Source organism: Paludisphaera rhizosphaerae (assembly GCF_011065895.1).
Classification (GTDB): domain Bacteria; phylum Planctomycetota; class Planctomycetia; order Isosphaerales; family Isosphaeraceae; genus Paludisphaera; species Paludisphaera rhizosphaerae.
Map to the genome: position 1 here is coordinate 268091 of NZ_JAALCR010000004.1, position 12503 is coordinate 280593.

General features: G+C 66.8%; 9 protein-coding genes. 4 read left to right on the forward strand and 5 right to left on the reverse strand.

Annotated features, from left to right (window positions below; genetic code table 11):
• Positions 1-125: 125 nt before the first annotated feature.
• The 3 genes from G5C50_RS07225 (at position 126) to G5C50_RS07235 (ending at position 3585) form a co-directional block, all read left to right on the forward strand.
• Positions 126-539 carry a hypothetical protein gene (locus G5C50_RS07225; RefSeq protein ID WP_165067069.1) on the forward strand — a complete coding sequence of 138 codons (414 nt, stop codon included), beginning with the start codon at positions 126-128 and terminating at the stop codon, positions 537-539.
• Between the two features lie 96 nt (positions 540-635).
• Positions 636-3191, forward strand: coding sequence for an alpha/beta hydrolase (locus tag G5C50_RS07230; protein WP_165067072.1), 2556 nt, complete (start codon positions 636-638; stop codon positions 3189-3191).
• A gap of 16 nt (positions 3192-3207) precedes the next feature.
• Positions 3208-3585, forward strand: coding sequence for a hypothetical protein (locus tag G5C50_RS07235; protein ID WP_165067074.1), 378 nt, complete (start codon positions 3208-3210; stop codon positions 3583-3585).
• Positions 3586-3754: 169 nt separating this feature from the next.
• Here G5C50_RS07235 and mddA read toward each other — a convergent pair whose 3' ends face one another.
• Positions 3755-4579, reverse strand: a complete 825-nt coding sequence (gene mddA, locus G5C50_RS07240; protein ID WP_165067077.1) for a methanethiol S-methyltransferase — start codon at positions 4577-4579, stop codon at positions 3755-3757.
• Positions 4580-4908: 329 nt separating this feature from the next.
• Between mddA and G5C50_RS07245 the strand changes: the two genes are divergently transcribed.
• Positions 4909-5619 (forward strand): TetR/AcrR family transcriptional regulator, encoded by a 711-nt coding sequence (locus G5C50_RS07245; protein ID WP_165067079.1) that lies wholly within the window; start codon positions 4909-4911, stop codon positions 5617-5619.
• A 53-nt stretch (positions 5620-5672) separates the two neighbouring features.
• On the opposite strand, the gene G5C50_RS07250 is transcribed toward G5C50_RS07245, so the two are convergent.
• The 4 genes from G5C50_RS07250 to G5C50_RS07265 form a co-directional block, all read right to left on the reverse strand.
• A complete protein-coding gene (locus tag G5C50_RS07250; RefSeq protein WP_165067082.1) occupies positions 5673-7202 on the reverse strand; it encodes a hypothetical protein in 1530 nt (509 codons plus the stop codon).
• A gap of 60 nt (positions 7203-7262) precedes the next feature.
• Positions 7263-8915 carry a hypothetical protein gene (locus tag G5C50_RS07255; RefSeq protein WP_240907000.1) on the reverse strand — a complete coding sequence of 551 codons (1653 nt, stop codon included), beginning with the start codon at positions 8913-8915 and terminating at the stop codon, positions 7263-7265.
• Positions 8916-9435: 520 nt separating this feature from the next.
• The gene (locus G5C50_RS07260; RefSeq protein WP_165067084.1) at positions 9436-10431 is read right to left on the reverse strand and encodes a malate dehydrogenase; all 996 of its coding nucleotides are present in this window, start codon (positions 10429-10431) and stop codon (positions 9436-9438) included.
• Between the two features lie 57 nt (positions 10432-10488).
• Positions 10489-11964 carry a spinster family MFS transporter gene (locus tag G5C50_RS07265; protein WP_165067087.1) on the reverse strand — a complete coding sequence of 492 codons (1476 nt, stop codon included), beginning with the start codon at positions 11962-11964 and terminating at the stop codon, positions 10489-10491.
• Between the last annotated feature and the right edge of the window lie 539 nt (positions 11965-12503).

Sequence of the window (12503 nt, forward strand, 5' to 3'; positions counted from 1 at the left end):
TCCCACCTGGCCCTGGCAAAGCGACGCCTCGTTGTAATCCTGCGGGCGCCTCGTGCGTAAATAAGGATAGAGCTGAATCAGCTCCACCACTTCTCTCAGCCCCGTTCCTCCAGGGGAGTCCAAACATGACCCGGTTTGCGGTGATCGTCGTCGCATTGCTTGCCCCGGGACTGGGCGACGACGGAAAGCCCGTCCCACGCACCTGGCGTTATCCGGCTGACAACGGTCAGTTCGGCTCTATCTCGGGATGCGACGGCAGCGATTGGAAGGAGACAAGGCCTGCGGGGTTGCCGCCGATCACCTTCAAATTCGTCCGCCACACCAACCGATTCACCGAGCTTTTCGACGAAGACCGGAAGTTCACCCTGATCCTCTATTCCGACGGCGAGAGCGAATGGAGCGTGGGGGACGGATGGAACAACTGGCTCAAGGGAAGCTGGGATTCAGACAAGGCGCCGGCCGCCTGGGGATCGACCCGGCTCGACGCCGAGAAGGCAAAGCATGCGGAGAGAACCGAGCCTGCCCACAACCAGCCTTAAGATCCGAGGCGGGTTCCTGACGGAGCGATCATCCGGGACGCTGCTCAGACGCCGAGCTTTTGGACTGTTTCCGGCAAGGTGAAGGGAGCCCAGGCGATGGATGAGAAAGAAGTTCCACGCGACCGGCTGGAGTTGAAAGAGGATCCGAAACTACTTTCGCCCCCCTACCTCGCCCAGCCGTACGCCTGCGCCGTCGCGGTGACGGTGTACGGCTTCGTGCCGCACGCGACGATCGAGATCGAGGTCGCCGGGGTTTCGGTCGTCACCCAACCTGTGGGCTTCCCCGAACCCGTCGGCGCGACGTTGAAGCTGCCTGCGCCGCTGACGGCAGGGCAGGCGGTTCGTGCGAGGCAGATGCTCGGTCCGGGGGTGAGCGACTGGTCGGCGCCCGTGACGGCGCTCGACCACACGAAAGACTTTCCGGCTGGTCCGCCTCGACCCGAGATCAACCCCGCGCCGGTCTACAAGTGCGGCATCCGCACGGGGGTCGACAACCTGCTTGCGGGGGGCACCGTCTGGATCACGGCCGATGGGGCCACGGTCGGCAAGGTTGTGGGCTGCAACCCACACCAGGGAGTGGACGTCAGCCCGCCTTACAACTTGAACCAGCACGTTCGCGCGTGGTTCGAGCTGTGCAAGGACGTCAGCCCGCCCTCGGTGGAACAGATCACTCAGACCGCCGCCTCGCCGCCGCCCACGCCGGGTTTCGAACCGATCTATGCGGGCGGCGAACAGCTCGTCGTGACCAACATCGTCAACGGCGCGAAGGTCACGCTCTTTCGCGGGGGCGTCAATCAGGGTACGTGGGGCTGCTGGGGCGGGAGCCTCCAACTCGGTTTGAATCCGCCTTTCAGTTCGGGTGAGACGTTCTCAGCCACCCAGGCCATGTGCCCCGGCGACCCGACCAGCCCGCCCGGAACCACCACAGTGCAGCCGTGCTCCAGCCTCCCTGCGCCTCACATCGGGCCGGTGCAGGCCGGCGACGTGCAGATCACCGTGGTCAGCTCCGCATCCGGCGCCGTCATCAAGGTCTGGGTCAACGGCAGTCCTGCCGGGACCGGCTCAGCGCCCGTCGTGAATCTAAACACGACGCTGAAGTTCGGCGACACCGTGGTCGTGGTTCAGGATCTGGCCGGGTGCAAGGGGAGAACTGCGCTTCAGGCCACGGTCGCCTGCGTCGATCCACCGATCACGGGCAATCCCGCGGCGCTCGACCTCTTTCCCGTCGGCAACACCGAATACGACAATGGAGCGGGCGTCAGGGGCAGCGTCTACTACCCGGCCGAAGACGACGGCAAGAACCAGCCGTTCAACAAGCGGCTGACCAAGCTGGGCCCTGCGCCGATCGTCGTCATGGCGCACGGCAACCACAACCCGGCCGATCCCAGCTACCTGGGCTACGACTATTTCCAGGCCGACCTCGCGAAGATGGGAATCATCGCGGTGTCGGTCGATTGCAACGCCCTGAACGGCCCGGGCGGCGGCGTTCAGAACATCGAGGACCGAGCCGACCTGATCATCGAGTCGATCAAGCACTTCCAGGCCGAGGCGGCGGATATCACCTCCACCTTCTTTCAGCGAATCGACTTCAAGCGGCTGGGCTTGATGGGGCATTCGCGAGGTGGTGATGCGGTCGTGACCGTCCCCAGTGTGATCTCACTGTCTGGAGTGACCATCCGCGGCGTGCTGGCGCTGGCTCCGACGAACTTCCGGTTCTGGGCGGGCCTGAGCACCATCCAGCCCAAGGGCTACGCGTTCATGACGCTCCTGCCTGCCGGCGACGGCGACGTCGTCGACAACAACGGCGCCCAGTTCTACGACCAGGCCTCCCCGGACCCGTACAAGTCCCAGCTCTACGTCCACTTCACGTCCCACAACCTTTACAACCGGCAATGGCTCAATGACGATGGAGTTGGGCCGCCCAGGATTCCGCGCGTCGAGCACGAGCGAATCCTCTCGTCGTACGGCTGCGCGTTCTTCCGATCCGTCCTCCTGGGTCATGCCACCGAAGTCTACCTGGCCGGCTACCAGAAGCCGGGCGGAGTCCTGCACCAGAACGTCTACACGTCGTTCATGAAGAACGGCCAGACGACCATCGACAACCATGAGGACGGGAACGGCATCGGCAAGAACTCGCTCAATCTGCCTACCGCACAGTCGGGCGGGCTCATCGCCGACGAGTTCCCGTTCGCACAGGCTCCCGCCGGGGGGCCCGCTCCAGGCGCGTTCAACGGTTCCTTCTTCGGCCTGACGACCGGCATGGTGACTGGGCCTGGCGGCTCGAGCCGGCTGTTTCGCTCGGAGATCGGCGGCAAGGACCTGACCAAGAAGGAGATCTGGATCCGGGCCGCCGAGGTCGTGCGGACTCAAGGGAGCGTGCCGAACGGAGCCTCCGGGTTCCAACTCGGCGTCGAGGACGCCAACGGCGTGACCGCATTCGTCGACGTCGACGCCGTGGGTGGGCTCCCTCGGCCGTATGCCCATCCGTTCCGGACCAAATCCATGCTGAACACGATCCGGTTCAAGGCCGACTGCTTCAAGATCGGCAACCGCAAACTGACGCTCACGAAAGTCAGAGCCCTGCTGATCGCCTGCGACCGGAACGACGAACGGGCCACGGCGTTCGACGACCTGCAAATCGTCAAACCTTGAGGCTGAGGAGTCGAAGATGAGCACCGATTCCGGGCAACGCTTGCCGGATCCGCCCCGCGCGGAGACGGCAATGCCCAACGTCATCGACGTCAAGACCCGCACGATCAAGTACGAGCCGCGCAAGCCTCGCAACTTCAAGTCCGCGATCGCAGCCAGCAACGACGCGGTCGAGTTCGTCGTCAAGACCGACGCTCCGATCCCCATTCGCGCCCTGGGTCCCGCGCTCTACGTGGGCGGGACATGCTTGACGGAAGTCTCGGAGGTCGGACCGAACACCTATCGATTCGTCGCTCCTGCGCGCGACGCCCTCAAGAAGGACGCCGCCATCCAACTCGGCTGGACCGGTCAACCGCCGGCGAGTAAGGCCGCCGCCAAGTTCCGGTATCGCCCTTGAAGTCCAGACTGCGGAAACGCCTCGGAGAGCCCGAACGGTCGTCCGGCCGAGCGTTCGGCGTTCGGCCTCCAGCCGTCGGTCGGCCGGGGCCGACTCTCGCCTCGCTTGGAGCGAAGGAGCCGGTCGACAGGAAACGGGGCTCTCCACGTTCGACTCCTCGTGTCGGCGCTCACCGATCCTGGACGGGGCGAGGCTCCGTGGAGCGTCGCGCCCACGAGAGAGCGCGCCTCGACGTCGTCAGAGAGGTCCGGTCCGCGCCCGCGGCGAGGCTCCGCCAGCGTGGGATCAACATCGGTACCCGCCGTCGGTAGGCGGCGTATTCGGGGTGTGCTTCGGCCAGGTCGCGTTCCTCCCACTGGATCGCGGCCAGGATGTACGCCGTGAGCGCAGCGGCGAAGACCAGGTGCGCCGAAGTCATCTGCGGAGTCCCCCAGAAGGCCAGCAGCCAGCCGACGTAGAGCGGGTGACGCACCACCCTGTACAGCACCGGGGTCTTGAAACGGAGGGGCGTGTAGGGACGGCCGCGGAACTGCAGCCACACCTGCCGCAGGCCGAACAGGTCGAAGTGGTTGATCAGAAAGGTCGCCGTCAGCACGATCACCCAGCCCACGGCGAAGACCGTGTACAGCATCGCCCGGCCCGCCGCATCTTCAACCGCCCATACGACCCCGCCGATCGGCCTCCAACACCAGAACAGAAGCAGCAGCGCCAGGCTTGAGAGCAGTACGTAAGTGCTCCGCTCGGCGGTTTTGGGGATGTACTGGGTCCACCACCGCTTGAACGCCGGCCGGGCCATTCCACTGTGCTGGAGCGCGAACAGGGCGATCAGTCCCAGATCGACCGCCAGCGCGACACCGACCGACCCCTGCCGAGGGGCGTCCAGCGTTGTCGGCGTGACGAAACCGCCGATGAATCCGACGCCGTAGAGAAGTGCGACAAGGCACAAAGCGTATGACGCCGTGCCATAGGCCAGGATCAGGACGCGACCGACCATCTCAAAGCTCCTCTCGCGTTGAGGGCGCGCGGACTCCCCGCGAGCCCGATGTGGGGCGTCAGGAAAAAGCTGTCTGGATGCGGGCCCGGTCGCACACCGGGCAGTTCCTTCGGAATGAAGGACTGACGATCATCCGCTGATAAACGTCGTCCACGCGCCGAATGGCGTCGTTTCCAGGTCGCGCCTAATCCAGGCTCGCCGATCCAATGAACCAGGATAAACAGCACGACCGTTCGTACTTTTGATAATACGACCGATCGTGCTAGAATGTCAAGCGGGAATGATCGGGTTTATTTCGAGGGGGCGATCGAGTGGGGGAGCGAGCCGGGATGTCTGGTACAAGCGGCGGTGTCGCATCAGATCGGGATGAGGAATGGCGGCCGCAGCGAAAGCCGCGAGCGGACGGCGAGGAGAGCCGCCGTACGATCCTGCTCGCGGCCGCCAATCTGGCGACCACGCGCGGGCTGGAGGGCCTGTCGATCGGCGAGTTGGCCCAGCACATCGGCATGAGCAAAAGCGGTCTCTACGCCCACTTCAAGTCGAAGGAGGAGCTGGAGCTGGCGACGATCGAGACGGCCGCCGAGATCTTCGACCGGGACGTGTTGGTTCCGGCGGGCGAGTCGGCGGAGGGCCTCGAACGGGTGCGGGCGCTGGTTGAGGCGTTCCTCAGCCACCTGGAGCGGCGGGTCTTCCCGGGCGGTTGCTTCATCGCGACGGTCTCAGTCCAACTCGCCTCGCGCCCAGGACGGCCCCATGACCGGGTGATGGACATGCAGGCGCGATGGCTCGCCCAGTTCGCCGGGGCGCTGGGCCAGGCCGTCGCCTCGGGCGAGTTGCCGCGCGACGCCGACATCGACCAGCTCGTCTTCGAGGTCACCGCGATGCTCGTCCGCGCGAACTTCGCCTGGGTCATGACCGGAGACACGCGCGTGTTAGAACAGGCCCGGGTCGGCGTCAGCCACGTTCTCAAGGGGGTGACGGTTCATCCAGGCCCAGAAAGTCGACCGGCCGAGAAGCGCGTCGCGAACAGACGCAAATAAATGCTCACCCCTGGGTTGGTCGGGCTTGTCGCCGACGTCGCGATGTGCGGGGGTCAGGGCGGGTAGACGAGCTGGATCATGCACTGGAGGCCCAACGTCTGAACGCCGGTCAGGGCGACGGTGACGAAGACCGCCTGGAAGCCTGCATTAAGTCGCCTCAGGCCGACGCCGGCGGCGAGGAACAGCGGGGGGAGGAAGAGGATCCAGAGTCTCGCGACCTCTCCCATGTTGCGCCCGGAAAGGTCCGCGATCGCCAGGACGGCGAGCGTACACCACGCGGCGCGGGGGACGAGACGACGGCCCGCCGTCAGGCCGATCGCCGCCCAGATGAAGGCCGGCAGCCCCGCCGCGATGGCGGTCTCGAACGGGTTGTAGATCAGCCAGGTCAGGTAAGATCCGCGCATCCCCTCGTTGAACCGGGCATTGTTCGCCAGGTTTGCCGCCCAGGTGGCGAACGGGTCGGAGCGCGTCGCCAGCCAGCAGGCCGCGACCACTCCGAGGAACCCCGCGCCGATCGCGACGATCACCGAAAGCCCACGAGTCAGACCCAGCCCGCGGGTGGTCATGACGACAAGCGCAACGCTCAGGCCCACCGGCAGCAGGGCCAGCGTGAACATCATGCCGAATCCCATCACCGCCCCGGAAACGACCGCGAGGAACGCCCACCCGAGAACACTCGCTAACGGCCTTCCCCCTCCTAGGGTGGATACGTCGGAACTCGACCTCAATCGAGCCGCCCAGGCTGCGGCGGCCAGCGCGCAGGCCGAAAGGAACGGATAGGCGACGTCCGACAGCGGCTGGAACAGGTTCGCGGCCGGGGCCAGAGGCCAGAGGATCGCCGAGGCCCAGGCAACCTGCGGAGGCAGTGATTCTCGGGCCAGCAGGTACAACGGCGCGACCGTCCCCGCGCAGGCGAAGAGCGTGATCAGGGTCGCCAGGTAAACCGCCGCACGGTCGGCGGCGGGGATCGTCATGCCCATGCCGACCTCCACCTGTCGGAAACCGTCGGCCGTCGACGAGGGCATCGCCGAGTTGAGCAAATCGGCCGCCGCGGGGTGTCGCTCGGTCAGGGCGAGAAGTCCACAATACCCCGCGATCAGCCCCGGGGGATGGACGCCCAGATGCCCCGCCCCTTGTGCGCGGACCCATCGCGGATAGTCCGCCAGGAAGGCCCAGGGATCGGGCCCGACCTGTTCCTTCACGACGTCGTAATACCCAGTGCAGACGCGATAGCAGTGGATGACTCCCCACCGCTCCAGGCCGTACCTCCCCGGCGCCCCGATCGGGACGACGGCTTGAACCGCCGAGGCGCCCAAGACCAGGCCGAAAAGCCAGGCCGCTTCGCGACGGCGGCTGACCTCGACGGCCCCGAGCGATCGAAAGCCCGCCGCCGCGAAGGCCCCGTAGACAGCAACGCCCGCCCCCGCGATCAGCAGACCGCCTACCGGAAGATCCTCGATGATCCGGGGCCAGACCCATTCGCCGGGGATCCCCAGCGGGACGTCGCCCGACGCCACGGCCGTCAGGAGGATCGCCGTCGAGAGAGCCGCCAGGCCCAGCACCAGGTCGATCTTGCGTTTCATGCCGACATCATAGCGGCCGGCCTGCGACGAGTCTCGTCGGTGGACGAGGCTGAAGGTCCATCAACGATGCTTCGGCTCATCTTCCGCCGACGGCGATCCGCCGCCGATCATTTTCAGTCCGGCGTCAACTTCCCTCTCGGCTTCTTGCAGTTCCATCGCCTCGAGCCGCGCTTCGAGCGCCTTCATGAGCTCGGTCGCTCGCCTTAGCCGATCGGGGTCCCCCTGGAACCAGGCGGGAAGCCCCTTCTGGAGCTTCTGGATCTTGGCCGGCAAGCGTTCCTGAACCGAGGTCGCCGCCGCTCCGCCCTTCTCGGGGTCGACGCCGATCAGCGACAGAACCTCGTCGGCGACCTTGTCCGCCTCGACCCACTTCTTCTCCGTCACAAGGCCCTGGATCTTCTGCATCAGGGGCATCGCGCGAGCCTGCCCGCCCGACTTCTGGACCCAGGCGGGAAGTTCAGCCTGAATCCGACGCATTTTGTCCTGGAACGCCTTGCTCGAGAATCCCGTCGCGGCGGATTCGACGAGTGGTTCTCCCTTTAGGAATTTCGCATAAGCGGCCAGCGCCTCGGGGTTCTCCGTCGCCTTCCGGAAGAAGTTGTCGCGCATCGCCGCGCCGCCGATCCCCCATGAGAAGACGTTCGTCATCACGGCCCCGTGGTTGAACATCCGGCCCAGGTACGTCTCCATCGTCGGCTCGCCCGGCATGCTCGTGGGCGAGACGTTGGTCCCCTCGGCGGAGATCCACGCGGGAGAGCCGTGCTTCGCCAGCAAGGCGCGAATCTCCGCGAACGTCGCTCCCTCGGGATAGGTGGAGAACCCGGGACGGTACGCGGGGCTGAAGGCCACCTCCGGCACGGCGAAATGAACCTTCTCCGCGAAAGATTCCTTGGCGTCGGCCTTTCTCAAGCCCTGGTCGGTGAATGCGATGTGACAGTAGATCCGATCGCGGGGGACGCCGCCGTCGTGCAGCGAGTCAGCCCACAACTCCATGAACTCCTTGACGATCCTCGACCGTTCGAGATCCGCGTCCTGGGGCGGGTTGGTCCGGCTGAACCCGCGATGCCCGAGCGCCCGGAATCCGAGCGGCCGGTTCGAGTCGAAATCGTCGCCGATCTGCGTCTCCCACCCAGTCATCACGCCGGCGAAGAGGTGCGACCTTCCCTGGGCCTTCAACTCCACCGACTCCCGGCGAATCTCCCCGCCGATCAACCGGCCCCGGTCCTTGACCGCCGCAATGATCGCCGGGCTGTTGAAGCACATTTGGGGAGGAAACCGGGTCGGCTTTGGTCCCCAGTCCGCGCGTCTGCCGGCGTTCGGCGGCTCGTCCCAGCCTGCCGACTCGAGGTTGTCCGGGTTGGAAAGGAGGTCTTTTCGCTTCCCCCACATCATCGAGTCGTCGATGTGGAACGCGACCGCCACGTCGTTCTCGCGGGCCACCGCAAAGGCGTCGCGGATGAACTGGCGAGTCTCATCGTCGGACATGTCGAAGCAGAGCGGTCCAACGGCGAAACTCAGTTTTCGATGGTCGTCCCCGGTCGTCCCAATCGCCTGCGCGAGTTCGCGCACAAACGCCTCCAACTGAGCCTTCGAGAGCGAGGACCGGCCCGGGCTGGGCGGCGGCCCGGCGTAACCGGGGAGGCCGGTCATGAGCTGAAACGACAGGTACTTCGTCTCGGCCGTGCCGGCGCTTCGCGAATCCTCGCTCGCCACCTGACCGTCTCCCGCATCCAGCCCACCGGCCTTCCCGGTCGTTGTCTCGTCGGGTCGGCCTGGCCCTCCGCCGACCGCCCACCCGATCGAGGATGCAACGACAACGCCCGCTGCGAGAACCCGCAATTTCAGAATCATCGCCGACGCCTCGAATCAGAAGGAAACGGCTGGTGGGACTAACTTCTTCTCGATGGCTACTCCCGTTACGCGATCGTGGTTTCAGGAATCGAAGGCTCCTCCGCCTCTCCCATCCGTCCCAGGCCGGGGAACGGCCACCGATTCCCTTCGACGCGTGCGCACTCGGACGACTCCCAGAGCCATATTGGATATAGGGGTCTTCCAACCACCCGTTCTTTGGCAACTCGAGTGTGGAATGGACATGGAACGGTCGCGGAGCGAGCAGAAGTGCGCGAACAAACCCGCGCATGAAAAAAGGCAAGTCCCTGTGTCCCAGGGACTTGCCTTTGGTCTGACGGTTGGCTCCGTTTGCGAACGGAGCCAACACTCGGGCTCGCCTGGATCAGAGGGCGGGGCCGAGGAGATCCTTGACGGCGTCGCGTTCGGAGATGAGTTCGGCGGCGGAGGCGTCGAGGCGCTTGCGGGCGTCCTCGTCGATGGGGACGTTGGGAACGATCGACCAGGCGCCGTCGCCGCGGGAGGTCAGCGGGAAGCTGTAGATCAGGCCCGAGGGGATGCCGTAGCTGCCGTCGGAGACGACGGCCGTGCTGAACCACTCGTCGGCCGGAGTCGGGTGGTAGACGTTGTAAACCGTGTCGATCGCCGCGTTGGCGGCCGACGCGGCCGAGGACGCGCCCCGGGCCTTGATGACGGCGCTGCCGCGCTTGGCGACGGTCGGGATGAAGGTGTCGGCCAACCAGGCGTCGTCGCGGATGACCTTGGGGGCGGGGACGCCGGCGATCTCGGCGTTCTTGTAGTCGGGGTACTGGGTGTCGCTGTGATTGCCCCAGATCGTCATCTTCTTGACGGAGGGGACCGGCACGCCGGCCTTCTTGGCGATCTGCGCCGTGGCCCGGTTCTGGTCGAGCATCGTCATCGCGAACCAGCGGTCGGCGGGGACCTTCGGCGCGTGCGACCTGGCGATCAGGCAGTTGGTGTTGCAGGGGTTGGCGACCGTCACGACCCGGACGTTCGGGCCGGCGACCTCGTTGATCGCCTTGCCCTGGCCGGTGAAGATCGGCCCGTTGGCGCGGATCAGGTCGGCCCGGCTCATGCCGTCCTTGCGCGGCAGGCCGCCGACGAGGATCACCCAGTCAGCGTCGGCGAAGGCGACCTCCGCCTTGTCGGACGCCTTGACGTCGGTCAGCAGCGGGAAGGCGCAGTCATCCAGCTCCATGATCGTGCCGCCCAGCGAAGGCAGGGCGGGCGTGATCTCCAGGAGTTGCAGGGCGACGGGCCGGTCAGGGCCGAAGAGGGCGCCCGAAGCGATGCGGAACAGCAGGGCGTACCCGATCTGGCCGCCGGCCCCAGTGATCGCGACCCGGATGGGAGTGGACATCTCGAAAGCTCTCCGATCGATGGCTAGTGAAAAGACGCGTTCTGGTGGATACGTGTTTCAATTGGGGTCAGCGGCCCGGCCCGCGCTCGACCTCGTCGGCGCGGCGCGGAGGTTGGCGAGCATCAGGGCGGCTTCGCGAGGCAGGTGGCGGGCGCCGGCGAGCAGCACGAAGCCGGCGGCGGCCAGCGTCGGAGCGGCGAACAGCAAGGCGGCCGCCACGTTCTCCGGCGATCGGCCTCCGACCACCTGGGGATTCGCCCCGATCATGGCCAGCACCCGGCCGAAGGTCGTGGCCATGAGATCGGGCTGGCCGAAGGACTCAGCCGCCCAGCCGGTCAGCCGAGGCGCCCAGGCGTCGCCGAGCAACTGGACCACGGCCACCGCCGCGCCGCAGGCCACGCCCCGCATGTTGGGCGCGGCGACCGAGGCCAGGATGGCGAAGCAAGGCCCGAGGTTGACCGAGGCCAGAGCGACGGTCGCGAACAGGGCCGCCGGTTGCCAGGGCCGGCTCGGGCCCAGGAAGGCCACCAGCCAGCAAGGGACGGCGGCGGCGGCCGCCAGCGCCGGGATCAGGAAGTAGGCCCGGGGATCGGTCCGCCCCCAGCGGTCGGCCAGCCAGGCGCCGATGAGCAGCCCCACCGCCGCAGCCGCAGGGGGAAGCGTCCCCGTGAAGGTCGCTGCGACCGGCTCAGGCAGGCCGCGGGCGCCCATCAGGAAGGTCGGCAGCCAGGCCGTCAGGGCGCTGATCGCGAAGGCCGTGAACGTCAGCCCGAAGACGGAGTAGGTGAACGAGGAATTCACCATCAGGTCGACGTAGTCCTCGGCGCTCGGCCCGAAGGACTCGTGCCGCCGAAGTTGGGCGACGGGCACGCCCTCGCTGAGGCCGCGGACGGGGTCGGGGAGGGTCAAGCTCGCCAGGGCCAGCACCAGCGCCGGAGCGCCGGCCGCGAGGAAAGCCGTCTGCCAGGTCGTCGCGTGGGCCAGCGGCGGCCCGAGGCACAGCGCGAGCGCCGCACCGACCGGCCCGGCCAGGAAGTAGACCGCCAGGGCTCGAGCGCGGACCGTGCGAGGGAAGACGTCCATGAGCATCGTCAGGGAGACCACCCCAGCCGTCGCCGTTCCCAGGCCCACCAGGGCGCGGGCCCGCTGGAGCGCCGGGTAAGTGGCGGCCAGTCCCGAGGCCACCCCCGCCAGGCCGAAGGCGGCGATCCCCAGGGCCAGCAGCCGAGGCCGTCGAACGCGGTCGGCGAAGTAGCCCAACGTGGGAGCCCAGAGCGCCGCGGCGACCAGCGGCAGGGCCTCCAGCCAGTCGGCCTGATCGTCCCAGAGGTCCAATTCGCGACCGATCGGCAGGGCCAGGGCGGGGAAAAGCCAGCGATCCATCGAGGCCAGCAGATTGGCCAGGAAAAGGAATCCCAGCAGCCCCCAGGTCCACCACGGGATAGGCCGAGGGTTGGAGAGCCTGCTCGGGAGGTCGGCACGCCTGGGCGGCGGCCCGTCTCCGGCGATCGGCTCATGACTCGGCTGGCTCACGGACGTCTCTCTCCGCTGCGGTCGCCCCCCGGGAACGAGCCGAGGTTCGAGGTCCGCGATTGATCGTAACCCGAGACCGGAGCGGGGTCCAGGGGGCGGCCGACGGGGCGAGAGCGGTCGGAGGTCCGATGATTAATAAAACACCAGTCTCTTGCATGCACCCGACTGGCGCACTAGAAGTGGGATGAACGCTTCAACGACAAGCGTCCTGAAGAGGTCTGTGCTAGCTCGACGCCCTGCGTCGGGGCGGCGTTGCGCCGCCCGAGTTTCACGCCGAACATCCGTCACAGCGAAGGCTGTTTCAGACTCGCTTCTCGGGGGAATAACCCCTCCGGCGTGGGCGGGCCTGGGGCAACCCCGCCGGACGGGGTTCCGCCCACGCCGGAGGGGTTATTCCCCCGGCGAGTCAGAGAGCCTTCGATGTCCCAGGTTTTGTGGTAGACGAACCTCTCAGGAAAACGGGGCGGTCGATCCGGAAGACCTCCGGGTCGGCCGCCCGTCGTCGCGTATCGGCCGATGTCTTACTCGACATGAATCGA

Excerpts from the sequence above, each read along its gene's own strand:
- G5C50_RS07245 (WP_165067079.1), top strand. The coding sequence starts at position 4,909 with ATGTCTGGTACAAGCGGCGGTGTCGCATCAGATCGGGATGAGGAATGG.
- G5C50_RS07235 (WP_165067074.1), top strand. The coding sequence starts at position 3,208 with ATGAGCACCGATTCCGGGCAACGCTTGCCGGATCCGCCCCGCGCGGAG.
- mddA (WP_165067077.1), bottom strand. The coding sequence starts at position 4,579 with ATGGTCGGTCGCGTCCTGATCCTGGCCTATGGCACGGCGTCATACGCT.
- G5C50_RS07250 (WP_165067082.1), bottom strand. The coding sequence starts at position 7,202 with ATGAAACGCAAGATCGACCTGGTGCTGGGCCTGGCGGCTCTCTCGACG.
- G5C50_RS07225 (WP_165067069.1), top strand. The coding sequence starts at position 126 with ATGACCCGGTTTGCGGTGATCGTCGTCGCATTGCTTGCCCCGGGACTG.
- G5C50_RS07260 (WP_165067084.1), bottom strand. The coding sequence starts at position 10,431 with ATGTCCACTCCCATCCGGGTCGCGATCACTGGGGCCGGCGGCCAGATC.
- G5C50_RS07230 (WP_165067072.1), top strand. The coding sequence starts at position 636 with ATGGATGAGAAAGAAGTTCCACGCGACCGGCTGGAGTTGAAAGAGGAT.